The organism is Variovorax sp. 10N420 (genome assembly GCF_056394705.1).
In genome coordinates, this window is the sequence record NZ_JBFTIJ010000021.1 from 34,091 (window position 1) to 60,623 (window position 26,533).

At 63.1% G+C, this 26,533-nt stretch carries 26 protein-coding genes; 7 read left to right on the forward strand and 19 right to left on the reverse strand.

Annotated features, from left to right (window positions below; translation table 11 throughout):
- The gene (locus tag AC1DEK_RS28780) at positions 1-726 is read right to left on the reverse strand and encodes a hypothetical protein (protein WP_478128737.1); all 726 of its coding nucleotides are present in this window, start codon (positions 724-726) and stop codon (positions 1-3) included.
- Between the two features lie 202 nt (positions 727-928).
- Here AC1DEK_RS28780 and AC1DEK_RS28785 point away from each other — a divergent pair, with 202 nt between their 5' ends.
- Positions 929-1,138 (forward strand): hypothetical protein, encoded by a 210-nt coding sequence (locus AC1DEK_RS28785; RefSeq protein ID WP_478128738.1) that lies wholly within the window; start codon positions 929-931, stop codon positions 1,136-1,138.
- A 24-nt stretch (positions 1,139-1,162) separates the two neighbouring features.
- On the opposite strand, the gene priA is transcribed toward AC1DEK_RS28785, so the two are convergent.
- From priA to AC1DEK_RS28810, 5 genes are all read right to left on the reverse strand, one after another.
- Positions 1,163-3,286: a replication restart helicase PriA gene (gene priA, locus AC1DEK_RS28790; protein ID WP_478128739.1), complete on the reverse strand. Its 2,124-nt coding sequence runs from the start codon at positions 3,284-3,286 to the stop codon at positions 1,163-1,165.
- 371 nt (positions 3,287-3,657) lie between these two features.
- On the reverse strand, positions 3,658-4,761 hold the full coding sequence (gene hemE, locus AC1DEK_RS28795; protein WP_478128740.1) for a uroporphyrinogen decarboxylase: 1,104 nt from the start codon (positions 4,759-4,761) through the stop codon (positions 3,658-3,660).
- 55 nt (positions 4,762-4,816) lie between these two features.
- Complete coding sequence (locus tag AC1DEK_RS28800; protein WP_478128741.1) at positions 4,817-5,509, reverse strand: thioredoxin family protein; 693 nt, start codon at positions 5,507-5,509, stop codon at positions 4,817-4,819.
- 94 nt (positions 5,510-5,603) lie between these two features.
- Positions 5,604-7,742 (reverse strand): protein-disulfide reductase DsbD family protein, encoded by a 2,139-nt coding sequence (locus tag AC1DEK_RS28805; protein WP_478128761.1) that lies wholly within the window; start codon positions 7,740-7,742, stop codon positions 5,604-5,606.
- A gap of 114 nt (positions 7,743-7,856) precedes the next feature.
- Positions 7,857-8,600, reverse strand: a complete 744-nt coding sequence (locus AC1DEK_RS28810; RefSeq protein WP_478128742.1) for an alanyl-tRNA editing protein — start codon at positions 8,598-8,600, stop codon at positions 7,857-7,859.
- A gap of 137 nt (positions 8,601-8,737) precedes the next feature.
- On the opposite strand from AC1DEK_RS28810, the gene AC1DEK_RS28815 reads away from it, so the two are divergent.
- Positions 8,738-10,093, forward strand: a complete 1,356-nt coding sequence (locus AC1DEK_RS28815; RefSeq protein ID WP_478128762.1) for a PQQ-dependent sugar dehydrogenase — start codon at positions 8,738-8,740, stop codon at positions 10,091-10,093.
- A gap of 54 nt (positions 10,094-10,147) precedes the next feature.
- Positions 10,148-10,966 (forward strand): creatininase family protein, encoded by an 819-nt coding sequence (locus tag AC1DEK_RS28820; RefSeq protein WP_478128743.1) that lies wholly within the window; start codon positions 10,148-10,150, stop codon positions 10,964-10,966.
- 36 nt (positions 10,967-11,002) lie between these two features.
- On the opposite strand, the gene AC1DEK_RS28825 is transcribed toward AC1DEK_RS28820, so the two are convergent.
- Positions 11,003-11,632: a YbhB/YbcL family Raf kinase inhibitor-like protein gene (locus AC1DEK_RS28825; RefSeq protein ID WP_478128744.1), complete on the reverse strand. Its 630-nt coding sequence runs from the start codon at positions 11,630-11,632 to the stop codon at positions 11,003-11,005.
- 101 nt (positions 11,633-11,733) lie between these two features.
- On the opposite strand from AC1DEK_RS28825, the gene AC1DEK_RS28830 reads away from it, so the two are divergent.
- From AC1DEK_RS28830 to cutA, 3 genes are read left to right on the forward strand one after another with little or no spacing between them, the layout of a single operon-like run.
- Positions 11,734-11,979 (forward strand): GlsB/YeaQ/YmgE family stress response membrane protein, encoded by a 246-nt coding sequence (locus AC1DEK_RS28830; RefSeq protein WP_286571615.1) that lies wholly within the window; start codon positions 11,734-11,736, stop codon positions 11,977-11,979.
- Positions 11,980-12,016: 37 nt separating this feature from the next.
- Positions 12,017-12,358: a hypothetical protein gene (locus tag AC1DEK_RS28835; RefSeq protein ID WP_478128745.1), complete on the forward strand. Its 342-nt coding sequence runs from the start codon at positions 12,017-12,019 to the stop codon at positions 12,356-12,358.
- Positions 12,359-12,395: 37 nt separating this feature from the next.
- On the forward strand, positions 12,396-12,728 hold the full coding sequence (gene cutA / locus AC1DEK_RS28840; protein ID WP_478128746.1) for a divalent-cation tolerance protein CutA: 333 nt from the start codon (positions 12,396-12,398) through the stop codon (positions 12,726-12,728).
- Here cutA and AC1DEK_RS28845 read toward each other — a convergent pair.
- The 10 genes from AC1DEK_RS28845 to AC1DEK_RS28890 all read right to left on the reverse strand — a co-directional run bounded on the left by AC1DEK_RS28845 (position 12,719) and on the right by AC1DEK_RS28890 (position 20,838).
- Complete coding sequence (locus AC1DEK_RS28845; protein WP_478128747.1) at positions 12,719-13,393, reverse strand: histidine phosphatase family protein; 675 nt, start codon at positions 13,391-13,393, stop codon at positions 12,719-12,721. The two genes, cutA and AC1DEK_RS28845, sit on opposite strands and share 10 nt — an antisense overlap.
- Before the next feature lie 63 nt (positions 13,394-13,456).
- Entirely contained in the window at positions 13,457-14,098 is a 642-nt protein-coding gene (locus tag AC1DEK_RS28850; protein WP_478128748.1) for a response regulator, read from the reverse strand.
- A gap of 98 nt (positions 14,099-14,196) precedes the next feature.
- Positions 14,197-15,162, reverse strand: coding sequence for a threonine dehydratase (locus AC1DEK_RS28855; protein WP_478128749.1), 966 nt, complete (start codon positions 15,160-15,162; stop codon positions 14,197-14,199).
- Entirely contained in the window at positions 15,162-15,794 is a 633-nt protein-coding gene (locus AC1DEK_RS28860) for a LysE family translocator (RefSeq protein ID WP_478128750.1), read from the reverse strand. The genes AC1DEK_RS28855 and AC1DEK_RS28860 overlap by 1 nt, the downstream gene beginning before the upstream one ends.
- Before the next feature lie 2 nt (positions 15,795-15,796).
- The gene (locus AC1DEK_RS28865) at positions 15,797-16,483 is read right to left on the reverse strand and encodes a VOC family protein (protein ID WP_478128751.1); all 687 of its coding nucleotides are present in this window, start codon (positions 16,481-16,483) and stop codon (positions 15,797-15,799) included.
- Positions 16,484-16,492: 9 nt separating this feature from the next.
- Entirely contained in the window at positions 16,493-17,395 is a 903-nt protein-coding gene (locus AC1DEK_RS28870) for a PhzF family phenazine biosynthesis protein (protein WP_478128753.1), read from the reverse strand.
- Positions 17,396-17,400: 5 nt separating this feature from the next.
- A complete protein-coding gene (locus AC1DEK_RS28875; protein WP_478128754.1) occupies positions 17,401-18,042 on the reverse strand; it encodes a glutathione S-transferase family protein in 642 nt (213 codons plus the stop codon).
- 22 nt (positions 18,043-18,064) lie between these two features.
- Positions 18,065-19,279, reverse strand: coding sequence for an aminotransferase-like domain-containing protein (locus AC1DEK_RS28880; protein WP_478128755.1), 1,215 nt, complete (start codon positions 19,277-19,279; stop codon positions 18,065-18,067).
- 27 nt (positions 19,280-19,306) lie between these two features.
- The gene (locus AC1DEK_RS28885) at positions 19,307-20,236 is read right to left on the reverse strand and encodes a DMT family transporter (protein WP_478128756.1); all 930 of its coding nucleotides are present in this window, start codon (positions 20,234-20,236) and stop codon (positions 19,307-19,309) included.
- Complete coding sequence (locus tag AC1DEK_RS28890; protein ID WP_478128757.1) at positions 20,233-20,838, reverse strand: LysE family translocator; 606 nt, start codon at positions 20,836-20,838, stop codon at positions 20,233-20,235. Before AC1DEK_RS28890 ends, AC1DEK_RS28885 begins: the two co-directional genes overlap by 4 nt.
- Positions 20,839-20,939: 101 nt before the next feature.
- Here AC1DEK_RS28890 and AC1DEK_RS28895 point away from each other — a divergent pair, with 101 nt between their 5' ends.
- Positions 20,940-22,364, forward strand: a complete 1,425-nt coding sequence (locus tag AC1DEK_RS28895) for an aminotransferase-like domain-containing protein (protein ID WP_478128758.1) — start codon at positions 20,940-20,942, stop codon at positions 22,362-22,364.
- A 17-nt stretch (positions 22,365-22,381) separates the two neighbouring features.
- Here the strand turns inward: AC1DEK_RS28895 and AC1DEK_RS28900 are convergent, their stop codons facing one another.
- Entirely contained in the window at positions 22,382-24,088 is a 1,707-nt protein-coding gene (locus AC1DEK_RS28900) for a phospholipase D family protein (RefSeq protein WP_478128759.1), read from the reverse strand.
- A 109-nt stretch (positions 24,089-24,197) separates the two neighbouring features.
- Positions 24,198-26,093 (reverse strand): ATP-binding cassette domain-containing protein, encoded by a 1,896-nt coding sequence (locus AC1DEK_RS28905; protein WP_478128760.1) that lies wholly within the window; start codon positions 26,091-26,093, stop codon positions 24,198-24,200.
- Positions 26,094-26,533 lie beyond the last annotated feature (440 nt).

Sequence of the window (26,533 nt, forward strand, 5' to 3'; positions counted from 1 at the left end):
TCACGGCGTCAGGACGCCCAGCTTGTACGGGTCGGCATCGGGGAGCAACTCGCATCGGGACATGTCACGCCCCTGCGTGCCGTCGCAATAGAAGCTGTTGTATACGCGGCCGAACAATGTGGGCGTGGAGACGAAGAGCACGCCCTGATTCGGTTGCCAGCGCTCCCTTGGCGCGACGGCCGGGCTGGACGCGGACGCTGAGATGGCCGTGGCGGTGCCAGTGGCAACGCTTGCTGTGCTCGCACCGGCCGGGTCCTGCCCCGCTGCAGGAGCGCCGGGCGCGGGGCCGATGAATTCGGCAAGAGTTCGGTAACTGTCTTCTCCATCCCAGCGGCCTGTGAGGTCCGCCGGGCGCGGGCGAGCGGAAACCGGTATGAGCAAGCCATTGACCTGGAACCCGCGCCCGAAGCGATGCTCCCGGCCGGCCAGGAAGGCATAAGCGCACGCCGCCTGACACTGGCCGCGGACCTCCGTATTGACGCCTTTGGCCCGGATAGTGCGCGCATAGTCGCTGGCGATTTCGGGGGTGCCGCCCAGGGAGTTCTCGAAGACGACGGTTCGCACCTTGCCGCTGGCGAGATGCTCCTCGAACAACTTGATCGCGCTGCCGTCGAGCATTCCGCTGACCAGCAGCCGGTCGCCTTCCAATTCCAGATCGGCCGCTTGCGCCCCCCAGACCAGACATGCGAGCGACAGTCCCCACAGTACTCCGAACGGCGATTTCACGATTCCACCCCTTGCAGGACTCGAAATAAGTCCGCCATCTACATAGATTTGACATCGCCCCTGCGCATCGTCAAGCCCCGTTGGGAGTATTTCTTTGACCGCACATTGGAGGCAGCCAGAGGTAGTGCGAAATATTGCCTGTGGATAGTTCTTAGGTTCTCAAAGTCGCTGCTAAAGTGAGTTCCTGATCGGGAGAGTTGACATGACAACTTTGATGAGAGGGGTGCTTTCCTTGGTTTGCCTGGCCGTCGTCACCTGGCTGTGGCACGTGGGTGCCCTCGGTACGGGTGTGGCGCTCGCCATTTACCTGCTCGCTGCGGTGTTGTTGGCGTGGCCAGGGGCGGCAAATCGAAGACGGCGTTCCAGTTTGCAGTACGTGGAAATGGGCAAGGAGCCGGTCGGCTTGCTGTAGGCCCGAGCGATTTTGCGGGGGCGATCAGATGCTGTGCGGGTCGACGTCGACCAGCCAGCGGATCACCCCCTTGCCTTCGGGCGTCCGCCGCAGCTCATGCAACAGCGGTTGCCAGGCTGCGAGCAATCGTTGCAAGGCTGCCCGGGATTGGCTTTCGACCAGCATCTGCGCTCTCTCCACATTGGCAACGCGCTGAATCGCGAGCGGAACCGGCGGGTAGCGCGTGACCCATTCCGACCCAGCGAGGCTTTCAGCCGCGGAACTCGCTGAAGCGAGAAACGCCTGCGCAACCTCTTGCGATCGAGCGTCCGCGCGCAAAAGCGCCTGGAACGCGAACGGCGGCATGCCGGCGGCGGCGCGGTCTTCGAGTTCGCGCTGAGCAAAGGCGGGGTAGTCATGGCGCCGCAAGGCCGCAAAAAGCGGATGCTGCGGATGGTGCGTCTGAATCCACATTTCGGCGGTCGCACCTTGCGACATCAAGTACGCCGCGTCACGGCCCGCCCGTCCCGCAGATTGCATGAGCAGACTGAACAACCTCTCCGGCGCTCGAAAGTCGCTCGAAAACAGCGCCCCATCCGGATTGACGGCCGCCACCAGCGTGATTCGCCTGAAGTCGTGCCCCTTGGCGATCATCTGCGTGCCCACGAGCACATCGACTTCGCCTGCATGCACTGCCGCCAGCTGCGATTCGAGGGCGCCCTGCTTGCGAGTGCTGTCGGCATCGATGCGGGCGATTCGCACTGCGCTTCCATCCGGTCGCTGGACGGGCGCGAAAAGCTCGCCCAAGTGTTCTTCAAGCCGTTCGGTGCCGCGGCCGACTGGCGCGATATCGGGATTGCCGCAGGCTGGACACGTGCGCGGCACGCGTTCGGCAAAACCGCAGTGGTGGCAGCGCAGCGTGCGATCGATCTTGTGGAACACCCGATAAGCGCTGCAGTGTGGACATTCGCTTTTCCAACCGCAGTCGCCGCATGCCAGTACGGGTGCGTAGCCGCGCCGGTTGAGGAACACCATGCTTTGCTCGCCTCGCGCAATGCGCTGGCCGATGGCATCGAGCAGGGCGACCGACAAGACCGTCCTGGGCGGCTGAAGGTTCATATCGACCAGTCGCACTGTGGGGAGCAAGCTGGTGCCGATGCGCGAAGGCATTGCCAGCCGCGCATAGCGGCCGCCTGCATCTTCTCCTGACGGCGGCCGGCTTTGGTGCCAGGTTTCGAGTGAGGGGGTGGCGGAGCCGAGGATCACCTTCGCGTTTTCGCGATGACCGCGCCACACCCCCAGATCGCGTGCGGAATAGCGAGCGCCCTCCTGCTGCTTGTAGCTGGGGTCGTGCTCTTCGTCGACGACGATGAGTCGCAGCGTGGGCATGGAGGCGAACACCGCCATCCGGGTCCCGAGCACGATACGAGCCGCGCCGCTGTGAGCGGCGAGCCAACTCGCAAGACGCTGCGGATTCGTCATGCCGCTGTGCAGCGAGACGACCGCATCCGCGCCGAAGCGGCTTGCGAACCGCTCCTTGAAGCGGGCCTCCAACTGTGGGGTCAGGTTGATCTCGGGCACCATCACCAGCGCCTGTGCTTCGGGTTCGCGGTCGAGGAGCGCCGCTACGGCGCGAAGATAGACCTCGGTCTTTCCGCTTCCAGTGCTACCGAAAAGCAAGAACGGCCCGGGTTCGGCCTCGAAGCGCGCCAAGGCCGCGGTTTGCTCGTCACTGAGGATCACGGAAACAGGAGCGAAAGCGTCGGCATTCGAGGGCGCTGACGTGCTCTTTCGCTTCAGGCGCCGAGCCAATTGCACGCTCGACAAGTCGCGAAGCTGCGGTGGCAAGGCGGCCAGCGCGATTTCACCCAGGGAACGCTGGTAATAGCGAGCCGCAAAGGCCACCAGATCTCGCCAGGCATCGCCGAGCGGCGCGAGCGCATCAAGGACCGCGCCGATGGACTTCAATTCCACGCCCGGTGCTCCGGATTCGGCAGCCTCGGCAGCCTCCGCATGCGTCGCCCAAGCCACGCCAAGCACCTCACGGCGTCCCAATGGCACCCGCACCAAAGCGCCCGGCGTCACCGGCGCGCCACTTGCGTAACTAAGGACATCCCCTAGTGCGCTATGGGCAGGAGTCTGAACTGCGACGTCGACGCGCCAGTTCAACCGCGATCTCCGCTGCGCTTGTTTGTTAAAGGTACCTTGAACAAAACGACCTAAGTTGTTGATTTTGATGCGCTTTGCGGTTCATCCAGATTTTCTGTGGATAACTTTGTTGATATCGGGTCTGGATTCAACGGCAGCCCTTGAAAATCAAGGCTTCCGTTGGAATGCTCGCAAAAACCGCAAAGTTCAATCCCCTTATGAATCAATGACTTAGCTGCGCTATCCCTTTAGGAGCATCGGCATCGGACCTCAGATATTTTTTGCGCACCGCAACAGGTGTTTTGTGCATAAGTCAGTCGGCCCTTACGCTTTTTGCCCCCTTGACAAAGCGCTGATCGCTCGTCTTGTGTTTACAACTGATAACAATCGTCTCAGGCGCGAAGTGCCCGCGACTGCGCGTGAACAGCATCGACGAGCACCGCGACCTGGTCCGGCGGGGTGAACTGGCTAATACCGTGGCCAAGGTTGAAGATGTGGGTCGGACCTGTGCTTTGGATGTCAGTGTGCGGCCGCCCAAAGCTTTGCAGGACCTTCGCCACTTCAGCCTCGATCTGCCGGGGCGGCGCGAACAACACGTTGGGATCGATGTTTCCTTGCAGCACCTTGCCACCGGTGCCTTCGCCGACCAGCGCTCGTGCCTTGCCTAGATTGGTCGTCCAGTCGAGGCCCAATACTTCGCAATCCAGCGCGCGCATGTCTGTCAGCCACGGGCCGCCGCCTTTGGTGAATACGATCCGCGGCACGGGTTCGCCGTCAGGGCCATTGCGTTGAACCTGCGATAGAACGCGCGCCGTATACGCGAGGCTGAATTCCTGGAATGCGCCGTCAGCCAACACGCCACCCCAACTGTCGAACACCATCACGGCCTGGGCACCGGCCGCAATTTGGGCATTCAGATAAGCGGCCACCGCATCCGCGTTCACGGAGAGCAGCTTGTGCATGAGGTCGGGGCGGCTGTAGAGCAGCGTCTTGGCCTGCCTATAGTCGCTCGAACCCGCGCCTTCAATCATGTAGCAGGCCAGGGTCCAGGGACTGCCTGAAAACCCGATCAGCGGTACGCGGCCGTCAAGGGCCTTTCGAATCGATGCGACCGCGTCGAACACATAGCGCAGCTTGGCCATGTCCGGCACTTCGAGGGCCGAAATTGCCGCCTCGTCTCGCACGGGTCGTGCGAAGCGCGGCCCTTCGCCCACTTCGAACGAAAGCCCGAGTCCCATGGCGTCGGGAACAGTGAGGATGTCGGAAAACAGGATGGCAGCGTCGAGCGGGTAGCGCTCGAGCGGCTGGAGTGTGACTTCCGTCGCGTGGTCGACATTGGTCGCCAGGCCCATGAAGCTGCCGGCCTTTGCACGGGTGGCAACGTACTCTGGCAGGTAGCGCCCAGCTTGGCGCATCAGCCAGACAGGCGTGTGGTCAGTGGCCTGGCGCCAGCAGGCGCGCAGGAAAGTGTCGTTCTTCAAGGGGGCAAAAGGCATCCCGCGATTGTCGCAGGGGCTTGGCCGCAGCCTTCGGCGACCCGGGTCTTGTGACTCAGGTCTTGTACTTGATCGAACAGCCGTAGGGCCGCGTCGTCGCGGCACTGATCGCCTTGCCGTCGAAAGCCTCGCCGAGCGCCTGGTTCACGTAGTTGGCAGCTGTCTTGATGTCTTCGGGGCGCGCCGAAGCGATGCTGTCGATGCCGCCGGCATATACGAGCGTGCCTTTCGGGTCGATGATGAAGATGTGCGGCGTCGTCCGTGCACCGTAGGCTCGACCGATCACACCGTCTTCGTCCATCAGCACGGCGGTCGGCGCACCCGACTGTTCGTGCATCCAGGCTTCCAGTTCGGGGGCCTTCAGGTAGTCGCTGGCAGCGCGTTCGGTCGAGTTGATGGCCAGCCAGACGACACCCTTGCCCGTTGCCGATTTCTGGGTGGCTGGCATGTTGCCGCTGCCGTAGTGCTTGCGCACGAACGGGCAGCCGGGGTTGGTCCATTCGAGCACCACGTACTTGCCGGTGAAGTCTGAGAGGCGATGCTGGTTGCCGGCAGTGTCGACGGCAATGAAATCGGGAGCCGGCTGGCCGACAGCGGGGACAGCCATGGCTTGGGCGTTCATGAGGAAAGTGGCGCCGAGCGCGACGGCAGCCGTCATGACGGCGCGCCGTGAAGCCCGGGTCAGGGCCGCCCTGGCTTGGCGTGCGGCGCGAAAGGAACGGGATTCGGAAGATGACGACGGTGACATGGTCAGCTTTGACCTCCAATGAGAAATACGCAACAACCACCACAGCTTAGAACGGATTCTTCAAGCGCATGTGACAACCCGTATTGCTGCAGGGTCAAAGCGCCGCCAGCGCCGCGCGCACCTCATTCTTGCTCAGGATTTCGGTCAGCACGATGGGCGCCTTGCCCGGCGCCTGAAGCACATAGACGGGCACGCCACTGCGCCCCAATGCCGTCAGGGCGGCGGTAATGGACGGATCGCGGCGCGTCCAGTCGGCGCGGAGCAACGCGACGTTCCTGGCGGCGAAGTCCGCCAGCACGGCATCATCCGAAAGAGTGCTTCTCTTGTTGTATTGGCAGGTCACGCACCAGGCGGCGGTGAAGTCCACAAACACCGGCTGTCCGCCCGCGTTCAACGCCGCAACCCGCTGAGCGGACCAAGGCTGCCAGCGTTCGACGGCAGCAGCTTCGCTCTGGAGCGGCTCCGTCGTCTTGACGACGTTCCCGCCGATCGCGACCGCCAGTACCGCTGTCACCGCAAGGGCGAGCCCTGTCATGGCGACGCGCGTGCGGCCACCCAGCGTCAGTGCCCACGCAATCGCGGCCAGGCAGATCAGCAGGCCGAGCAGCGCGCCCGCGCCGTCGATGCCGCTTTGCTGGCCCAGGACCCAGACCAGCCACGCCACCGTGGCGAACATCGGGAAGGCGAGCAGGCGGCGCAGCGTGTCCATCCAGGGCCCCGGCTTCGGCAACAGGCGGGCGATTGCAGGCACGAATCCAGCGACGAGATAGGGCAGCGCCAGCCCAAAGCCGAGCACCCCGAACATCAGCAAGGCCTCGACGGCCGGCAATCCGATCGCGAAGCCCAGCGACGCGCCCATGAAAGGTGCAGTGCAAGGCGAGGCGATCACGACTGCGAGCACCCCCGAAAGAAAGTCGTTGGCCACTGGATGCCGCGCCTGCACAGCGCCCAGGGAGGGCGATGCAAAGTTTCCGAATTCGAACAGTCCGGCGAGATTGAGCCCGATGAGCGTGAACAGCGCCGCCAGTGCCGCGACGACCGCAGGCGACTGCAACTGGAATCCCCAACCCAGCTGGGTTCCCGCAGCCCGCAAGGCCAGCATCGCGCCGCCGAGCGCGAGGCAGGACAGGATGACGCCGCCTGCATAGGCGAGCGCAGCCACGCGGTGGCCGCGCTGGTCTTCCGCTCGCCGGGTAAAACTGAGCACTTTGATGGCCAGCACCGGAAACACGCAGGGCATGAGATTCAGGAGCAAGCCTCCTAAAAGGGCGCCAAGCAGCGCGACCCAGAGCGTGCCGGAAGGGCGGCTCACTGGGGCGTTGCCACTTCCGCTGCTGTTGGCGTCGAGCGCTGCCTGAAGCGCTGGTGTCACCTGTGCTTTGGCCGCGACGGTAGGCCAATTGCCGCTGACGGGAGCTTCGGTTCTCCACGCAAATGGCTTGCCGGGCTGCCGATCGCCTTCGGAGAGTGCGACCACGACGGGCATCACCGCGGGGCTGGCGCTGCGTTGCTCGGCGAGCGGCACGGTCGCAGTCCAGGTCGCGCCGTCCCACGATTGATTCCAGTCCTTTCCGAGTATCGCGGCGGTGTGAATCACCTCGCCCGTTTCGGGGAAAAACTCGAGCGTCTTTCCGTGCGCCGGATCAGGCAGGCCTTCGACGCGAACCTCGAGCTTGTCGCCAGCGATGGAAATTTGGCCGGCTTTCGCGAGAGGCACGGGCTGCGCAGCCCATGCCGATTCGAATTCGCCTGCATGAAGTGCTGTCGAGCTTTGCAGCGGCAGCTTGAGCCGGAACTCGCCCTCTTCGGGGATGCATTCCTTGCGGCATACGAGCCAGGATGCCTTGAGCCGCACATCGAGTTCGCCGGCGCCGGTGAGCGCCGTGGCCGGTTTGAAGTCGGGCGCTACCGTGAGTTGCACGGGGAGCAACACTGTCCCCTCGTAGCCGTAGTTGGCGAGATTGCCGATGGGGATCTTTCTTGGCACTGGCCAAGCGATGTCGCCGCTCGACACGCCAGGTGGCAGTGACCACGTGAGCTCGGTCGGAAGGCCGGAATCACCAGCGTTTTTCCAGTACGTATGCCATTCAGGCTGATGCGTGATCTGCAACCCGACCCAGACGGGCGCCCCCGGCGAAACGCCGACCGGCGCATTCGCAATCAGTTCGGCGCGCACGTGCGGTGTCGTGACCACCGAGCCCACCTTGGAGCTCAACTGCGCGGCCGCCGGCATGCAGGTTGTGAGCGCGGAAAGCGCCGCAAAAGCGAAACCCGCGATGCGTAGAGAGGATAAAAATTCCATGCCGTCAGTCCGAGCGGGTGTTCAGGGCGAAGTTCCAGTGCGAAATCAGGATGCCCATCCAAGCACCACGCGCCGGCTGTTGGCGCTCTTCTTCTCGATCTTCGTCACGACGACCGAGCCGATCTCGCGCGTGTTCGCCACGTGCGTTCCGCCACAGGGCTGAAAGTCGATCTGCTCGGATTCGCCGATGCGGATGGTGCGAACGGTTCCGGAACCGCGCGGCGGCTGAACGCTCATGCTCTTGACCAGCGCCGGGTTGGCGTCCAGTTCGTCATCCGTGATGGCGCCCACTGCGAGAGGATGGCCGGCAGCAACAAGCCTTGCGAGACCGGCGGTGAGCGTCTCCTTGTCAAGCGGCTCCGTCATGTGGAAATCGAGGCGAGCGTACTCGGGGGTGATGGAGCAGCCGTTGACCGGCTGAGGAACCAAATGGCAAAGCAGATGCGTGGCGGTGTGAAAGCGCATCAGCTTGTGGCGGCGCTCCCAGTCAATGTGCGCGGCTACGGGTTCGCCGGGCTTCAGGGTATCGAGAATCGCGGACTGTTCGGGCGCCGGCACGTGCAGGATGTCCGTGGTGGGCCTGCCCTCGACATCCTTGGCCTTGCGTGTATCGGCAATGGCCAACCGGCGGCCACTGCTGAGTTCGAGCCATCCGCTGTCGCCCGCCTGGCCGCCACCCTGCGGATAGAACACGGTACGGTCGAGCACGACGCCACCTTCCTCGATCCTCAGGATGCGGGCTTCACAATCGCGCAGATACGCGTCGGCGCGAAAAAGATCGTCGGTCATTGCGCGATGGTAGCGGTGCGGGCGCGGCGGGGTGTGCCCACGCTCGAAAGCGCCCGTCGCCGACAGTCGGACGCGGCGAATGCCTCAAGATGCATGGTTACAGATTGAGATTGGACGGACCTCGACCCATGAAGACCATGCTCCGCATTCATGCCCGCTCCGCGATCGCCCCGCTGGCCCTGCCGCTGGTTATTGCGATCTCGTTGAGCGCTTGTGGCGAGGCCGCGAAACTGCCGCCGGACGCCGGCATCGGCGCAACGCCCGAATTGCCTCCGCCCACGAGCACGCTGATCCCCACGCTCAACATCGCGCCTGCCATCGGCTGGACGGACACTGCCGGCCCGACGGCTCCCGAAGGGTTTGCGGTGACACCGCTTGCCCGGGGGCTCGACCATCCGCGGATGGTCTACACATTGCCAAACGGCGATGTCCTCGTCGTCGAAAGCAACAAGCCGCCCCCGCCGGAAGGCAGCCATGACGGCGGCGACGGCCTGATGGCGCGCATCAGGGCAAAGGTCCAGGAGATCGTCCAGAACCGCGCCGGGGCGGGCGTGCCGAGTGCCAACCGCATCACGCTCCTGCGGGATTCCAACGGCGACGGGGTGGCCGATGTGCGGCAGGTGTTCATGGAGAACCTCAACTCGCCTTTTGGCGTGGTCCTGGTCGGCAACGAGTTGTTCATCGCGAACGCCGATGCGCTGGTGAAGGTTCCGTACGCCGAAGGCCAGACGACCGTCACGGCGACTCCGACGCTGGTGACCGATCTGCCCGCGGGCATCAATCATCACTGGACCAAGGACGTTGTCGCGAACAGTGACGGGTCCAAGCTCTACGTGACGGTCGGCTCGAACAGCAATGCCGGTGAAAACGGTCTTGCGGCCGAAGAAGGACGAGCCGCGGTGTGGGAGGTCGATCCGAAGACCGGGCAGAAGCGCCTCTTTGCCGGCGGCCTGCGCAATCCCGCCGCGGCGGCCTGGGAGCCCGAATCGAAGAGTCTCTGGGTGGTCGTCAACGAGCGTGATGAGCTTGGCAGCGATCTCGTGCCCGACTATCTCACTTCGGTGAAGGAGGGCGCGTTCTATGGCTGGCCGTGGAGCTACTACGGTGGGCATGTCGACAATCGCGTCGTCCCGCAGCGACCGGACATGGTCGCCAAGGCGATCGCACCTGACTACGCCCTTGGCTCGCACCGGGCGCCGCTCGGCGTCGTCTTTTCGAGCCCGCGAGGGATGCCGGCGCAGTTCGCCAATGGCGTATTCATCGGCGAACACGGTTCATGGAACCGCAAGCCGCTCGCGGGCTACAAGGTGGTGTTCGTGCCCTTCGTCGGCGGTCGCCCGAGCGGTCCCCCGGTCGACTTTCTCACCGGCTTCTTGAATGCCGACCAAAAGGCGCAGGGTCGGCCCGTCGGCGTTGCACTGGACAAGAGCGGCGCGCTTCTGGTCGCCGATGACGTGGGCAATACGGTTTGGCGGGTGGCGAAGAAGAAGTAGAAGCAGAAGCAGAAGCAGAAGTGGAACCCCTCGCAGGGCACTAAGATTGCCCGGATGAAAGCTCCCCCCAGCCGCTACTGGTCTCGATTCACGACGCGCGACTTTCGCGCGCTCGATCCGGCGACCACCGTTGCAGTGCTCCCGTTGGGCGCCACGGAGCAGCACGGTCCGCATTTGCCGCTCAGCGTGGATTCGACGCTTGTGGATGGCATCGTCGAGGCTGCCCTTCCGCTGCTGCCGCCCGATCTGCCGGTGCTGTTCCTGCCGACCCAGCATGTTGGCCTGAGCCCCGAGCACGCACGCTTCCCGGGCACCCTCACTTTGTCTTCGGAAACGCTGATCCGTTTATGGAGCGAGATTGGCGCCTGCGTTGCGCGTGCCGGCGTCAGAAAGCTGGTGCTCTTCAACGCCCATGGCGGGCACGTCGGTGCGATGGACATCGTGGCGCGCGAACTTCGTGCGGCGCACGGTCTTATCGTCTACAGCGCGAGCTGGTTCAACCTCCCGCTCGGAGAGGCTGCCACTCAGTTCAGCGACGATGAGCATCGGTTCGGCGTCCATGCCGGCGAGATGGAGACCTCGATGATGCTGGCCCTGTCTCCCGGTCAGGTCGACATGGAGGCCGCTCGCGATTTCGGCTCGACTTCGCGACAGCGGGCCGTCGACTATTCGGTCCTTGGCAACGGGCGGAGCGCCAAACTCGGCTGGGCGATGGAAGACTACAACCCAGAAGGCGCCGCTGGCAATGCCGCGGCGGCGACCGCCGAAAAAGGCCGCGCGCTGGTCGAAGCGAGCGCTGCGCAACTGGCCGCCCTGCTGGCGGAAGTGGCGCGTTTGCCGCTGACCACAGCAAACACCGGGCCATTGCCCTGAAGCGTTCGAAAAGCGGATCCGCGGTCCCACGGATCTTCAGCCGGCCGGCAAGGGCCCCGTCGGCGCGAGATCCTTGATCTTGATCGAACCGTCGGGCCGCTCGCAGGTGCCGATCAGGAGACCGCTCGCGATGGCATGCTCTTTCAGCGCGTCGAAAACTTCATCGCGGCCAGGGGTCGCCGAAAAGTCATGCGGGGCGCCCAGCGCGAAGATCTGGAAAGCGTAGCGATGCACGCCGTGACCGGGCGGCGGATCGGGCGGAAGCCAACTCGCCTGAAGATACGAATTGAGGCCCGCACGAAACACCTTTCCTTCTTCGTCGTCGCGCGAAAGCGCACCCTCGGGCAAATTACCATCGCCCGGCGGGAAATTGACTGCGATCGCATGAACCAGCGGGTGCGGCGTCGGAGAGTCCGCGTCTTCCACCAGCAGGACCAGCGAGGTCGAGCCGGTCGGCACGTCGGTCCAGTGCAGCGGTGGCGACTCGCCCTCGCCATCGGCCGTATAGCGCGAAGGCAGGGGGGCGTGGTCGGCAAAGGCCAAGCTGGCGACCTTGATCGAAGCCATCCCTTGGCGCAAACCGAGCGTGTTAAACGCTATCTGGTCGAGACCGGCCCGGACGTCGTGCAGCGCGTGGCCGATCACATCGGGGAGTTTTTCGAGCATGCTGCCTGTATAGCGCGGTCCGACCCATGCGTGTGTAGGACGCCAGGGGGCTCGGGCGCTATCATGAAAACCCCACCGCGACTCTTCGCCGAAGGAACCCTATGAGCATCGTTTGGACCATTCTGATTGGCTTCGTCGCGGGCCTTGTGGCACGCGCCATCAAACCCGGAGATGACTCCGCAGGCTTTATCGTTACCACGCTGATCGGTATTGCGGGTTCGCTGATAGCGACCTACGTGGGTCAGGCCATGGGCTGGTACACGGCGGGTCAGGGCGCGGGATTCATCGCTTCGGTGGTCGGCGCGATCGTGCTGTTGGTCCTTTACGGCCTGATCAAGCGGAAGTGAGTTCGCGCGGCGGCGACACCGCCTCTGGGTGCAGGACATGCCGGTTCGGAAAACACGAAGTCGCCATCACCACCATGTGTACGTGGTGGAACTCGGCGATCAGGTGTGGAATGCCGCGCGCTTTCGCCGCGTGAATCCCGACTACAAGCTGGGCATGCCCTTTGTCTATGTCGGGATGACCGGTCTTGATCCGGACGTGCGCTTTGACAAGCACAAGGCCGGCATCCAGGCCAATGGCTTTGTCCGTGATCATGGCCTTCGGCTTTTGCCGGCGCTCTATGCGATGTACAACCCGATGCCCTACGAGGCGGCCAGGGACATGGAAGTGGAACTCGGCATCGCGCTGCGCCAGGCCGGCTACGGCGTCTGGCAAGGGTAGGTTCTGGACAGGTTCCGAATGGAGAAGTGAGAAGGACATGAACTCCGCCTTTTGCATTGTGACCACCAGCCTCGGCACCGAAGACGAGGCTGAAACGCTCGCGGCCGAGATCGTCGAGCAGCGGCTGGCCGCCTGCGTGCAGGTGCAGCGGGTGCGAAGCCTGTACAGATGGCAGGACACGTTGCATCGCGAGCCCGAGTGGGTGCTGCACATCAAGACGCTCGAGGCACGTTATGCGGCGCTGGAGTCCTTCATCCTCGAGCGCCACAGCTATGAGACGCCCGAGATCATTCGCATGCCGGTTGCCGGCGGATCGGCAGGCTATCTCAGCTGGGTTGAAGGGGGCTGTGTCCCACCCGTTCAGGAGTAGGTCACCCAGTCTTCGTACGCCGGGCCATCAAGGTGCGGCAGCGTGTTGTAGGTCACGAGCATGTGACGCTTCGGCGTAAAGGCAAACTCCGTCACCGCCGTGTTTCGCATGCGCAGGTTCAGCTCGATCGTCGTGGCGGGGCTGGTAGCCAGCACATGGCCCACCGCGGTGCTGATGGGGCCGCCGCTCGACACCACCAGCACCTTCGCGCCGTGGTGCTTGTCTCGAACATGGTCCAGAGCGCTCGTCACGCCCGCGAGGAAATCGACGTAGGTCGGCATGCCGGTTGGCTCTGTCCTACCCTGCATCCAGCTGTCTAGCCCTTGGCGCAGCAGGCGGAAATGGTGCCGGTACATCTCCGGCGTGTCGGCTCGCTCCAGCTTGTCCGGGTGAATGGTCGCAATCAGCGCTTCGCTGTCGTATTCATTCAGTCCCGGCCAGGGAAGGACGTCGTCGCGCTTCAACCCCAAACCTTCGGCGATGCCTTCCCAGGTCTGCCGATGGCGCTTCAAGGTGCCCGTGATGACGGCATCGAACTGCATGCCGCGCTCGCGCCAGTATTCGCCGAGGCGCACCGACTGCTTCTTGCCGAGCGCGCTGAGATTGTCGTAGTCCGCTGCGCCGAAGCTGGCCTGTCCGTGGCGCACGAGATAGAGAGTTCCCATGGCTCGATTTTGACCAGTGGTTCGGAAACTTCAGGTCGCGGCGGCGACGGGAAAGCTGAATACTCAGGAGATCAGGTTGTGTTCGCGCGCAAAGACGTAGATCTCCAGATCGCTCTTGAGACCCAGCTTTGCCATCGCATCGGACTTTTGGCGGCTGACGGTCTTGATGCTGCGCGAAAGACGTTCCGCAATCGCGGACACGGTCAATCCCGAAGCGAAAAGTCGAAGGACTTCGCCTTCGCGCGGCGACAGGCGCGCGAAGGCGCCGACTTCGGTGTCGAACTGGCTTTGCTGAAGGTTGTGCTTGAAAGTGGTGCTGATGTAGTCGCGACCTTGACCCACCGCCTGAATCGCGATCGCGATCTCGTTCATGCCCGAGGCCTTGTCGATCAGGCCGCGCACACCGCTGGCGAGGATGGCGCCGAGCACGCCGACGTTGCTCATCATGGTGAGCACGATGACCGGCATGTCGGGGTACAGGCGGCGGATGCGCTGGACGAGGGCGAGGCCGTCTGCTTCTTCTCCGCCCGGCATCGAAAAATCGGTGATCAGCAAGTCAGCGGGTGTCTCGGCCAGCACGGCGATCAGCGCTTGCGGCGAATCGGCTTCGGCGACGACGGAGATGTCCAAGGCGTCTTTCAACACCATACGCACGCCGGCTCTGATGATTGGATGATCGTCAGCGACGATGACGCGCTTGTTCATGGCAATCCCATGTCGGTTGCTGAAGGGAGCGGGATTGTAGTCTTCGTCTACCACTTACATACGACAAACGAACAGCGGGGTTGCGTGTGCTTTTGGGATCAGGATCCGGTGATCACACCCGCGAACATATCGGCGTCGACATTGCCGCCGGACAGCGCAATGCCGACCGTCTTTCCCTGCCAACGGGAGCGCTGTTGGATTGCGGCCGCAAGCGCGGCGGCACCCGCGCCCTCGGCCACATTGTGTGTGTCAGTAAAAAGAATTCGCATCGCCTCGGCGATTTCGCCGTCGGCGACAGAGACGATGTCGTCGGCCTCGCGCCTGAGCACCTCCAGCGCTTCGGGGACAGGTGTTCGACAAGCCATGCCATCGGCCAGGCGGGTGCTGACGGGTGCCTCGACCACCGTTCCGGCTCGAAATGAGTCGAGATATGCGGTGGCGTGCGACGAGACGACGCCGATCAGCCGAGTAGACACGCCGCAATGTGCGCGGGCAGCCGCTGCGCCCGCAAAGCCGGAACCCAGGCCGATCGGCACGAACAGGACATCCGGCGGAGCAGGCGCCAGGGCCTCGAAGAACTCGATCCAGCCGGTTGCCACGCCGCGCACCAATTCGCGATGAAACGAAGGGACGCGATGCAATCCGTCGCGTTCGGCCAACACGGCGGCGTGCTCGCTTGCCGTCTGGAACTCGTCGCCATGCTCGACCAGGGTCACGCCCAGCGCCCGCATGGCTGCATTTTTTTCGAGCGAGTTGCCATGGGGCACCACGATGGTGGCGGCGATACCGTGGCGTCGAGCGCCAAAGCCGACCGATTGGCCGTGGTTGCCACGCGTGGCACTGACGACATGCCGAATCCGAGGTTGATCGCGTGCCAGCGTCTCGAAATAGGTGAGTCCGCCGCGGAGCTTGAAAGCGCCGATCGGCGTGTGGTTCTCGTGCTTGGTCCAAACCGTGCATCCCAGGCGTTGCGCGAGCAACGGCCATGCGTACTGCGGCGTGGGCGGCATCGCCGAGTGGACGGTGCTCAACGCGGATTCGATCTCTTCGCGGCTGAATCTCATCACTTGCGATCCATTAGGGCGATGCGAACGGCGAGCGCGCCGAGCACGCTGCCCATGACGTACCGCTGCGCGAGGAGCCAAGCTTTGCTCCTCGACAGAAAGCCCGTGATGCTTGCCGCGCCCAAGACCAGCAGCATATTGATCCCGCCGCTGACGAGGATTTGAACCGCGCCGAGCGCCAGGCTCTGCAACAGTACCGAGCCGCGGTCGGGATGCAGGAACTGCGGGAAAAAGGAGAGATAGAACATGGCCACCTTGGGGTTGAGCAGGTTGGTCAGGAAGCCCATGCTGAAAAGCTTGGCCGGCCTGTCGTGCGGCAGCAGTCGTGCTTCGAACGGCGCGGTGCCATTGGGCTTCACGGTTTGCCAGGCCAGCCATAGGAGATAGGCGGCGCCGGCGAGACGGATGGCGTCGAATGCGAAGGGAACGGCGATCAACAGCGCCGTGAGGCCGAGCGCTGCTGCCATCAGGTGCATGACGAATCCGAGCAGCACGCCGGCGAGCGAAATCAAGCCGGCGGCACGGCCCTGGCACAGCGCGCGCGAGACGCAATAGATCATGTTGGGCCCGGGCGTCAGCACCAGTATGAGCGCGGCGAGGCTGAACCAGGCGAATTCGGAGGCGGTCAACATGATCAGATTCCTCGGGAGTGGAGCGCGACGGTGCCGCGCGGCGTGTCGAACACAGCGTGAAGATCGGGTGCGCCGTTCGCCAGAGATACGCCCGTCAGGCCGATCGCGCGGAGCGCAGAGGCGAGGTCCGTCGAACGCGGATGTGCAATGCTCAGCGAACGCAGGGCAACTCGCGAATCGCTCATGCTGTCGCTCGGATGCACGGGGCCCCACTGAATCAATGTCGGCAATGCACCGTAGAACAGTCGCTGACCGTCATCGCGTACCGTGATTTGCCACGACAGGCGACCGGCTGGCGTATCGCGCGATGCCTCGATCACGCGGCCACGATCGAGCCGCTCTTGGCTCAGCATCTGGACTGCGGCATGAACGTCCGCGACTTCTGCGACGAAGTGCACCAGTCGTGGGCCTTCGCGCTCTAGCGTCGCTTGCAGTGCGGCATCGTCCAAGTCGAACCACCGCTGTCTCATTGGGTTCCGCTGCGATGCTGCGGCGGGATCGATCGCAATGACTTCAAGATACAGGCGCGGCGAATCTGCCGCGCCGATCTTCATCAGACGGTTGTGCGTGCCCATCAGAGAGTGCGCGCCGCCAGGACCGGGTAGCACACCGAATGTGGCCTCGCACCACTGCACCCCCTGGTCCAGGGTCGCCGCGGCAATCACCAGATGGTCCAGTCGCGCTTTCATCGCGCTAGCCTAGAGCGTGACGATTCCGTCGATGCAGGTGACCGAGTCGCCGCCCACCCAGACCTGGCCGTCACTGTCGCGCATGACGTGGACGCGTCCATCGCGGCCCAGCACTTGCCCTTGGGTCGCCACGTAGCGTTCCGGGAGATGGCCGTCGGCGATCAGCCATTGCGCGAGGCTGGCGTTGAAGCTTCCGGTGACCGGGTCTTCTTCGACGCCGACCGGCGCTGCAAATCCTCGTACTTCGATGCCCGGGGCCGATTCGTCCGAGCGCACGAATGCTCGCGCTTCGCGATTCGAGCGCGTGATTAGCTGGGGTGATTCAGCTGCAGACAATCCGGCGACACCGACCTTGTAGCCGAGTTCGAACAAGGCGCGATGGTCGGGCTTGAGCGCAAGCACCGTGTCAGCGTCGGCCAGCAGCAGGCCCAGCCAGACAGTGCCGTTGTCCAGCAACTGCGCCGAGACGATCTGTGGAGCGCGGATGCCCAGCGCTGCCGCCACTTTCGCCAGCATCGTCGGACTGGGTGCGCTGCGCCGCAAAGGCGGTGCGGCGAAGGTCAGGCGATCGCCCTCCCTGTGCATCGGCACCAGGCCGCTTTCGCATTGCTGGACGATGCGGTTGCCCGCCTTGGGCTTTCCGCCGGCCTGCAGCCACGCGTGGCAACTGCCGAGCGTCGGATGGCCCGCGAAGAGCAGTTCGCCACCAGGAGTGAAGATGCGCACGCGGTAGTCGGCCGCCGGATCGGTGGGGGGCAGCAGGAATGTGGTCTCGGACAGGTGTGTCCAGGCCGCAAAGCGTTGCATCGTCACGTCGTCGAGCCCGGTCCCGTCGAGCACCACCGCCAGGGGGTTGCCGAAGTAGGGCGTCGAGGTGAAGACGTCGACTTGTTTGAACGGGCGAGTTTTCATCTGTGTCATTCAAGTGGAAGGTCGAGCACGCCGCGCGCACCCGTCCGACTGCGCAGGTCTGCAAACCAGCGCTCCACATTCGGCCACGAGGGGTGCGCATATTCGGTTTGCGGCAGCCCTAACCAGCGATGCGCTTCGCAACCGACCGGGATGTCGGCCATCGAGAACTGGTCTCCAAGCATGAAAGCACGCGTCGAAAGATGGGCGTCCAGCAAAGCGAATAACGGCTCCGTCGCGCGAACTGAATATTCGATCACTTCGGGCTGTCGCTGCGATGCCGGGGTGCGTATCCATTGCTTGAACGCGCCGCCGCTGACCGCATTCAAGGTGGTTTGCTGCCAATCCATCCACCGTTCGGCATCGAAACGTTGAGCGAGGGCTTCCGGGTAGAGCTTTCCTGTCGAATGCTTGGCGCAGAGATAGCGCACGATCACGTTCGACTCCCAGAGTACGACCCGGTCCTCGCCTTCGCCGTCGTCGATCGCCGGCACCATGGCATTCGGATTCAGCTGCAGGTATTCCGGCGTTTGGACGACACCGAATTTTCCACCTGCCTCGGTGCGCTGGAAGTCGAGCCCGAGTTCCTGTGCGCACCAAACTACCTTGCGTACGTTGATGGAGCTGATGCGCCCCCAGATGTTGAGCATGTCGGACTACCTTGGTGCGATCTCAGGTGGGGCTGGCGGCTAACTGGCGCTGAACTTCGGCCGCGGCACTGTGCGCAAGCTGCTCGCGAACCGCATCTGCCAAGGCGGCAATGGCCGTGTCGATTTCGTCGACGCTTGCAGTGACGAAGGAGAGACGCATCGTGCGCGGATCGCCTTCGCCAGCGTAGAAGGGGAGGCCTGGAACAAACGCGACGCCGCGTTCGACCGCTCTGGGCAGGAGCTCGACGCTGTTCATGCCTTGGGGCAGGCGCAGCCACAGGAACATGCCGCCCGCAGGCTTGTTGAATTCGACCTGCAGGCCCTTCATTTCGCGAGTGAGCGCTGCGAGCATCGCATCGCGCTGGCGCTTGTACAGCGCGCGGATGGTCGGCACGTGGCGGCTCAGGAAGCCCTCGCGCATCACTTCGGAGACCATTCGCTGGTTGAAGCTCGGCGTGTGCAGATCGGCCGCCTGCTTGGCCTGCAGCAACTTCGGATAGATCGACTTGGGTGCCACCATGAAGCCCAGGCGCAGGCCGGGCGCAAGCACTTTCGAGAAGGAGCCAAGATAGACGCACCCCTCGGGGTTGCGAGCGGTGAGCGGCAGCGGCGGCGCTTCGTCGAACCAGAGTTCACCATAGGGGTTGTCTTCGACGATGGGCAGGCCTGCCTTTGCCGCCGCGGCCGATACCGCTGCACGCCGCTCTTCAGTCATCGTGCGACCGGTCGGATTCTGGAAATTGGGCAGCAGGTAAACGAACCGCGCGTCATTCGATTTGGCAACCATGTCGTCGACGACCACTCCCTCGTTGTCGCTCGCGACGCTGATGGGGAGGGGCTCCATGGGCGAGAAAGCTTGCAGCGCGCCGAGATAGGTCGGCGTTTCGACCAGCACGTGGCTGCCGGGATCCAGCAGCACTTTGGCGATCAGATCAAGACCTTGTTGCGAGCCGGTCGTGATCAGCACCTGTGCAGGGTCCACGTTCCACGGAAGCATTTCCGCGACTGTTTCGCGCAACGGACCGTAGCCTTCACTGGCAGCGTATTGGAGGGCCGCCTGGCCATCCTTGTGCAGAACTTCGGCGCAGGCTTCGGCGAATTCGCTGATGGGGAAGGTCTTGGGCGAGGGCAGGCCCCCGGCAAGGCTGATGATGCCTGGGCGTTCGGTCACCTTGAGGATTTCGCGAATCACTGAAGGATTCATCTTTTCGGCGCGTGCGGCGAGTTTCCAGTTCATGTCATGACTCCGTGAATGTATGAATCGTTATCGCGAAGCGGTGGCGAGAGCGGCACGGGCCCGCGGTTGCGAAAGCTTCTTCCCCGCAACCACGGTGGCGACCACCGCGGCGGCAAAGCCGAGCGTAACGATATCGAGCGGCTCGCCCAACAGGGGAATGGCGGCGAGGATGGAAAGAAAAGGTTGCAGCAGTTGCGTCTGGCTCACGCGCAAGGCGCCGCCCATTGCCAGGCCGCGGTACCAGGCGAAGAAGCCGACCCACATCGAGAACACTCCGACGTAGACGAAGCCGACCCAGGCGGACCCGGCAATCGGTTGCTGTGGCCAAAGCAACAGCGTTCCCGGCAGCGTCACAGGCAATGCAAGTACGCAGACCCAGCAGATGACACGTTCAGCGCCCAGTGCAGGCGTGGCTTGCGCGCCGTATATGTAGCCGAGAGAGGCCGCAAACACAGCTCCAACCAAGAGCACGTCGGCCCATTCGAAGCCGAAGCTCGCGCCTTGGCTGTTCGCGCGCAGCAGCGAAAAAACCAGCACCAGCGCACTGCCTGCGATGGCGCAAAGCCAGAAGCCCAGCCTCGCACGCTGATGCAGCACCCAGGCAGCGCACGCGGCTGTCACGAGCGGCAATAGTGCCGTGACCACGGCGGCATGGCTCGCAGTGACCACACGCAGCGCATAGGCCAGAAGCAGCGGGTAACCGATCGCATTGCCCAGCACGGCCATGACCAGCGCTTTCCATTGATGCGGCCGCGGCAGGGGAGCGCGCGTGCCGAGCAGGAAGATGGCCGAAAGAACGCCGGCGAGGGCCGCGCGACCCAGCGTCACGAACCAGGGCGAGAGTTGCGGCGCCGCTTGCGTGCCTGTGGCGAGCCGTGTCATGGGCAGCGTCACGGCAAAGAAGGCGACACCGAGCACGCCGAGCCACATGCCAAGCGTCTCGTCCTTGATCTTCATACGCCGACCATCCAGCACGCTGTGAGCACAAGTACGGCCGCCATGGCGCGGTTGAACCAGAGCAGCCGGCGGCCGTGCGCCAGCCAGTGGCGGAGCAACGCGCCGGCCACTGCATAGCTGAAGTTGCTGGCGAAGGCGTAGATGAGCATCACGGGCGCAACGATTGCGAAACGGTGCAACGCATCAGCGTGGCCCGCGATCCAGCCAGCAACCAGCGTCAATGCCAGAAGCCACGCTTTGATGTTGAGGAACTGAAGCAGAACGCCCTGCTTGAAGCCGACGTCGAGTTGCTCGCTATTTCCGTTTGCCTGCGCAAGCGTGGCGCTTCCACTGAGCTTCCATGCGAGCCACAGGAGATAGAGGATGCCGAAGGCCTTGATGACCAGCCGCAAGGATGGGGCCGCCACCACAAGGGCCCCGATGCCTGCTGCGCAAAGCAGCAGCAACAGCGTCCATCCGACAGGGACGGCGATCACGAATCGCATGGCATGCGGCAAGCCTCTGTTGGCAGCCAGAGCCGTGGACAGAGTGGTGTTTGGCCCTGGCGAAAAACTCATCGCCGTGGCCAGTACCAGCAGCGTGGTGAATTCTTGCCAGTTCATAGGCCACAGTCTAAACTCATGACCATTACAGTTCCTATACAGTTTCTCAAACAATGAAGGCAGTCTGTATTGGTCTGATGATCAACACAGAACCGAATCGCATGCTGACACGAACGTCCACACAGTCGCTCACAGGGCAGCTCGCCGATCGCTTTGCCGAACGTATCCGGGACCGCCTGCTCGCCCCGGGGGCGCGCTTGCCTTCTGTCCGTGAATGTGCGCGGCAGCAGGGCGTCAGTGCGCACACGGTGGTTGCAGCCTACGACCAGCTTCTTGCTCAGGGGTTGGTCGAGGCGCGGCGTCAAAAAGGCTTCTATGTGCGTGATTCTGCTGCGCCCGCCGGAAACGCGCCTGCCCGCATGACCTTTGCCGCGCAGCCACCGCAGGCGCAGACGGTCGCAGCAGACGCCAGCATGTTGATCCGCGGCATGTTTTACCGGCCCAGCGACAAGCCACAGCCCGGCATGGGTGTGTTTCCGCCCGATTGGCTGGAATCGACCTTCATGCCTGCGGCCGTGCGTCGCGTGACGAACACCAAGTCGCTGCAAGAGTTTTCGCTGCAGTACGGCGAGCCAGCGGGCGACAGTGGGCTCCGGCGAAGCCTGGCCACCAAGCTTGCGCGCATCAACGTACCGGCGGGTCCCGAGCAGATCGTGACCTCGGTGGGCGCTACGCATGCGCTGGACATCGTGAGCCGGACATTGCTGCGGCCCGGAGATCCGGTGATGGTCGAGGAACCCGGGTGGGCGCTCGAGTTCGCGCGGCTCCAAGCGCTCGGCATGCGAATCCTGCCCGTCCCGCGCCATGCCGACGGCCCGGACCTGGACGTGATGGAGCGCTATTGCAACGCGGGCGAAGGTCACCGTCCCAAGCTCTTCGTGAGTGTCAGCGTGCTGCACAACCCGACCGGGTACAGCCTGTCGCCCGGCAGCGCCCACCGCGTCCTCCAGTTGGCCAACAAGCACGACTTTCACATCGTCGAAGACGACACATACAGCCACCTCGCGCCCGAGTACGCGACCCGTCTTTGCGCGCTCGACGGCTTGCAGCGCACCATCTATGTCAGCGGATTTGCAAAGATCCTCGCGCCCAACTGGCGCATCGGTTTTCTGGCGGCTTCACCGGAGATGGTCGGGCGACTTCTGGAGACGAAGCTGATCGCGACTTTGACCACGCCGTCGTTGTTGGAGCGAGCATTGGCCTGGTGCATCGATCAAGGTCAATTGCGCCGGCACGCAGAGCGAATTCGACTGCGCCTCGATGGCGCGCGCGGGCGCACAGTCAAGCTGGCCCTGGGTGCGGGATGCACGCTGGCTTCCGAACCTGCTGGACTTTTCGGCTGGCTCGACACGGGCGTCGACACGGATGTACTGACGCAACGCATGCTCGACGAGGGCTATCTGATCGCGCCAGGCTCGCTATTTCATGCAAGACGACCTCCGACCACGCTGATGCGCATCAACTTCGCAACGGGGCAGGATGCTGCATTCTGGCGAGTATTCACCCGTGTGCGGGATCAGGTCTAGGCGCCGAGACGCGCCTCTCAAAGCAGTTTGTCGGGGGCGAGTGGACCCAGCAGTTTGAGCAGCAAACGCAGACTGGCACTGGTGTCGGGCTCGGACATGGCGTCCGCCACCCCGCTGCCTGCCGGCGCCCGCCAAACCAGATGGCCATCGCGTTGCTCAACGTGCCATGCACCCTCTCGAAAGGCCTTCTCGATATTGTCGGTCGCTATCCGTGAAAGCTCATTGCTTCGAATCAGCAATGCGATTTCCGTGTTCTGAAGTTGCGAGCGCAGATCGAGGTTCATCGAACCGACCACCAGAAGACGCCCATCAAGAACCAGCACCTTCGAATGGAGCATCGACCGTGATTCGCCGGCAACGTTGCTCCCTGCGCCGAGGGCGCTACTCAGGCCCGCTTGTTCGCTGCGCAACTCGTAGAGTTCGATGCCCATCGAGAGAAGTTCCTCCCGATGCCGCGCGTAGCCCACATGAGCGATGGGAGCGTCATTTGATGAAAGCGAGTTCGTCAGTACGCGAATACTGACGCCGCGTGCGCGAGCGGCGGCGAAGGCATGTTTGATTTCCGGACCGGGGACAAAGTAGGGAGAGATGATCAGCAGGTCGTGTCGGGCGAGGCCGATCAGTTGCAAAAGGCCTTCGACGACGGTGTCGCCGTCTTCTGCAGCGTTGGCTGCCGCATCCATGGAACTGTTCGGGCGCGAGCCTGGAGGACGTGCCGACTTGCCGCTGACGACCGGGGCCTGTGCAAGTTTGGAGTCGCTCGCATCTGATTTTGATCCGTCGAGGGGAATCTTGTTTGGCTTATCGACGAGTACGACCGCGGGAGCCCATACGAACGCGGCCTCGCGGAGATCCATCGGTTGTTCGTCCCATGCGTGAGCACGCTGAGCGGCGGAGGGGGGTGCACCATCCACCTGAGGCGGTGCGGCGCCACTCGGGGCGCGTTCTCGCTCTGTGGCGTCCGCCGCCCGTGCGTCGCTGCGCAACTTGTCGAGCTCTTTGCGCGTGACGAGGGACTGCACCGGATAGGCTCGCTCGTTGTTCCAATAGGCGTCGAAGGTCCGTGAAAGGTCGCGCACAATCCGTCCTGCCGCCAGCACATCGAGGTCAATGAAGTTTGCGCTCTTGTCGTTGCCGAAGTAGGCATCCCCCAGGTTGCGGCCCCCCGCGACAGCCATGACGTTGTCGGCGATGAACAGCTTGTTGTGCATGCGCTGCTGAATGCGAGAAGCATCGTCGAGCGAGCTTACGAGGCGCCCCAGAGTCGAGTCTCTCCCACCGACCAAGGGATTGAACATTCGCATTTCAATGTTGGGCTCCAAGGCGAGACGCATCACAAGCGCGTCGCGGCCCGTGCTGTGGAAATCGTCGAGGAGTACGCGCACATGCACGCCCCGCCGGGCCGCTTCGCGTACGCCAATGAGTAGACGCGCCGTGCTCGCGTCGGCGTGAATCGCGTAGTACTGCAGGTCCAATGTCTTCTGCGCGCCTTGTACCAGCGCGAGTCTGCTTCCGTAGGCGGCCTGGGGCCCCTCGAGCAGGAGGAAACCGGAGTCGAAGCGGGTGGCTGCAGCCTCTTGGCGTTGCCTGACGATCGCGGCCAAAGGAGTGTCCGAGGCTGTCGCTAAAGCTGTTGAGACCGGCCTCTGCACGTCCTGGGGCAGCTGTGCGCAGGCGGAGAGACACAAGACAAAGCCGGATGCCACGCAAAGGCGCAGGGCCATTGCGGCGCACCGTCGGACCATCCGGAATGAATGCATGCGGGGTCTGTAAAGTCAGGACGCCGCATGCTAAGCGCGGCCATAGCCCAGCTCGCGTCAGACAATAACGCCGTTATCCCTCGCCGGCCGCGCCGAGTTCTTCCCAACGTTCGAGGGCCGCCAGCAACTCTTCTTCGATCTTTGCGTGGCGTTCGGCAAGCTCGGCTGCTCGAGATGGATCATTCGCGTAGATGGCGCTGCCATCCTGATCCAGCGCGTCGGCGATGCGCTTCTGCTCGTCTTCGAGAGCTGCGATCTGCGCGGGGAGCAGTTCGAACTCTCGTTGTTCCTTGTAGGAAAGTTTTTTCTTCGTCCCCGTGCGCTGCGGTGCAGCAGGGGCTGGCGGAGGTGCTGCCGCGACAGGGGCCGCCGCCACGGCTCGCTCCTCTGCAATCTCTCGTGCACGCTTCGATTGGGTCAACCAGTCCTGCACGCTGCCTTCATACTCGCGCCACTTGCCGTCGCCTTCGAACGCGATCGTGCTCGTGACCACGTTGTCCAGGAAGGTGCGGTCGTGGCTCACGAGGAACACGGTCCCGTCATAGTTCTGGAGTAGATCCTCAAGGAGCTCCAGTGTGTCGATGTCGAGATCGTTGGTCGGTTCGTCCAGAACCAGCACATTTGCGGGACGCGCGAACAGACGCGCCAGCAGCAGCCGATTGCGTTCTCCTCCGCTCAACGACCGTACAGGCGAATGGGCGCGTGCGGGTGAAAACAAGAAGTCTGCAAGGTAGCTCTTCACGTGTTTGCGCTGACTACCGATCTCGATCCATTCGCTTCCTGGACTGATGAAGTCTTCCAGCGTTGCGTCGAGGTTGAGCGCATTGCGCATCTGGTCGAAGTAGGCCACTCGCAGATTGGTCCCGCGTCGAATCTTCCCGCTGTCCGGCTCCAGTTCGCCGAGGATCAACTTCAACAGGGTCGTCTTGCCTGCGCCATTGGGGCCAATCAAACCTACCTTGTCGCCGCGCAGGATCGTGCTGGTGAAGCCGCGGATCACTGGCTTGTCGCCGAACGTCTTGGAGGCGTCAGTCAGTTCAGCGACGATCTTTCCGCTGCCTTGGCCGGATGAGACGTCCATGTTGACGCTTCCGAGCACGTCCCGCCTTGCGGCCCGGTTCGCCCTCAGTGCCTCAAGGCGATTGATGCGGCTCTGGCTTCGCGTCCTGCGCGCTTCGACTCCCTTGCGGATCCAGATCTCCTCCTGGGCCAGCAGCTTGTCGGCTTTTGCGTTGATTACTGCTTCCCGTGCAAGCTGCTCGTCCTTCTGTACGAGATATTGCTCGAAATTGCCCGGATAGGAGTTCAGCTTCCCCCGGTCCAGTTCCAAGATACGGGTCGCCACCCGGTTGAGAAAGCTCCGATCGTGCGTGATCGTCACCACGCTGCCCTTGAAGTCGATTAACAACTGCTCGAGCCACTCGATCGAGTCGAGATCAAGGTGATTGGTAGGCTCGTCGAGAAGCAGCACGTCGGGTGTGGCGACGAGCGCTTGCGCGAGCGCCACGCGTTTGCGCGTACCGCCGGAAAGCGAACCGACCCGCGCCGCGCCGTCCAGATGAAGGCGATGCAATGTTTCCTCGACCCGCTGCTCCCAGTTCCAGGCATCAAACGCTTCGATCTGCGATTGAAGCGCATCGAGATCAACACCCGGCGCGCCGGACAGGTATTGATCCCGAATGGCGATCACTTCCGACAGCCCTGCGCTCGCAGCTACAAAGACGTTGGCCTCCATGTCGAGAGATGGCTCTTGCGCAACGTAGGTAGTCCTTAGCCCTTGTTGGACCTGGAGGGTCCCGTCATCGGGCTTCTCCAATCCCCCGATGATCTTGAGAAGTGAAGACTTGCCGGCACCGTTGCGGCCGATGAGGCCGATACGTTCCGATTCCACGAGTGAAAAGTCCGCGTGATCCAGTAGCGGGACGTGTCCGAATGCCAATTGGGCGTCGAGAAGAGTAATGAGTGCCATGTATGGACTGCATTATCTGAGTTGGGCACCACGCTTGACCGTGATGACCGCTCTGAGCGGAAGGGGCCGAATGCCTCCACGCACAACTGAAAGCGGGCCTATGATGGAGAACTCGGCCGAGCGTGGTGAAGGATTTTGTAGGACGCCGTTCAACCGCATTCGACCGGGACGAGTGTGCAGGATCGCTTTAAAAGCGTGGCATAATCGAGAGCTGCGCTGGATTGGCTGCCTTAACGCTCGTGAGAAAGCAGGCCAAGCAGGCGAAGACCTTTGAATTGATATGGTCTTTTTACCGTGTCATAATCGAAGGCTCCGCTAAACACGGATCTTGATGTTGCTCTCCGGGGTGGTATTGAGATGAGCGGAGAGGGGGAAGAAAAAAACTTCAAAAGTTTTTCGAATCTTCTGAAAATCGTGTAATAATAGAGGGCTTCGCTGAT

Bases quoted from the DNA above. Each gene is read 5' to 3' on its own strand.
- AC1DEK_RS28785 (WP_478128738.1), top strand. From the start codon at position 929: ATGACAACTTTGATGAGAGGGGTGCTTTCCTTGGTTTGCCTGGCCGTC.
- hemE (WP_478128740.1), bottom strand. From the start codon at position 4,761: ATGCCTTTTGCCCCCTTGAAGAACGACACTTTCCTGCGCGCCTGCTGG.
- AC1DEK_RS28800 (WP_478128741.1), bottom strand. From the start codon at position 5,509: ATGTCACCGTCGTCATCTTCCGAATCCCGTTCCTTTCGCGCCGCACGC.
- AC1DEK_RS28805 (WP_478128761.1), bottom strand. From the start codon at position 7,742: ATGCCGGCGGCCGCGCAGTTGAGCTCCAAGGTGGGCTCGGTGGTCACG.
- AC1DEK_RS28810 (WP_478128742.1), bottom strand. From the start codon at position 8,600: ATGACCGACGATCTTTTTCGCGCCGACGCGTATCTGCGCGATTGTGAA.
- AC1DEK_RS28815 (WP_478128762.1), top strand. From the start codon at position 8,738: ATGCTCCGCATTCATGCCCGCTCCGCGATCGCCCCGCTGGCCCTGCCG.
- AC1DEK_RS28820 (WP_478128743.1), top strand. From the start codon at position 10,148: ATGAAAGCTCCCCCCAGCCGCTACTGGTCTCGATTCACGACGCGCGAC.
- AC1DEK_RS28825 (WP_478128744.1), bottom strand. From the start codon at position 11,632: ATGCTCGAAAAACTCCCCGATGTGATCGGCCACGCGCTGCACGACGTC.
- AC1DEK_RS28830 (WP_286571615.1), top strand. From the start codon at position 11,734: ATGAGCATCGTTTGGACCATTCTGATTGGCTTCGTCGCGGGCCTTGTG.
- AC1DEK_RS28835 (WP_478128745.1), top strand. From the start codon at position 12,017: ATGCCGGTTCGGAAAACACGAAGTCGCCATCACCACCATGTGTACGTG.
- cutA (WP_478128746.1), top strand. From the start codon at position 12,396: ATGAACTCCGCCTTTTGCATTGTGACCACCAGCCTCGGCACCGAAGAC.
- AC1DEK_RS28845 (WP_478128747.1), bottom strand. From the start codon at position 13,393: ATGGGAACTCTCTATCTCGTGCGCCACGGACAGGCCAGCTTCGGCGCA.
- AC1DEK_RS28850 (WP_478128748.1), bottom strand. From the start codon at position 14,098: ATGAACAAGCGCGTCATCGTCGCTGACGATCATCCAATCATCAGAGCC.
- AC1DEK_RS28855 (WP_478128749.1), bottom strand. From the start codon at position 15,162: ATGAGATTCAGCCGCGAAGAGATCGAATCCGCGTTGAGCACCGTCCAC.
- AC1DEK_RS28860 (WP_478128750.1), bottom strand. From the start codon at position 15,794: ATGTTGACCGCCTCCGAATTCGCCTGGTTCAGCCTCGCCGCGCTCATA.
- AC1DEK_RS28865 (WP_478128751.1), bottom strand. From the start codon at position 16,483: ATGAAAGCGCGACTGGACCATCTGGTGATTGCCGCGGCGACCCTGGAC.
- AC1DEK_RS28870 (WP_478128753.1), bottom strand. From the start codon at position 17,395: ATGAAAACTCGCCCGTTCAAACAAGTCGACGTCTTCACCTCGACGCCC.
- AC1DEK_RS28875 (WP_478128754.1), bottom strand. From the start codon at position 18,042: ATGCTCAACATCTGGGGGCGCATCAGCTCCATCAACGTACGCAAGGTA.
- AC1DEK_RS28880 (WP_478128755.1), bottom strand. From the start codon at position 19,279: ATGAACTGGAAACTCGCCGCACGCGCCGAAAAGATGAATCCTTCAGTG.
- AC1DEK_RS28885 (WP_478128756.1), bottom strand. From the start codon at position 20,236: ATGAAGATCAAGGACGAGACGCTTGGCATGTGGCTCGGCGTGCTCGGT.
- AC1DEK_RS28890 (WP_478128757.1), bottom strand. From the start codon at position 20,838: ATGAACTGGCAAGAATTCACCACGCTGCTGGTACTGGCCACGGCGATG.
- AC1DEK_RS28895 (WP_478128758.1), top strand. From the start codon at position 20,940: ATGCTGACACGAACGTCCACACAGTCGCTCACAGGGCAGCTCGCCGAT.
- AC1DEK_RS28900 (WP_478128759.1), bottom strand. From the start codon at position 24,088: ATGGCCCTGCGCCTTTGCGTGGCATCCGGCTTTGTCTTGTGTCTCTCC.
- AC1DEK_RS28905 (WP_478128760.1), bottom strand. From the start codon at position 26,093: ATGGCACTCATTACTCTTCTCGACGCCCAATTGGCATTCGGACACGTC.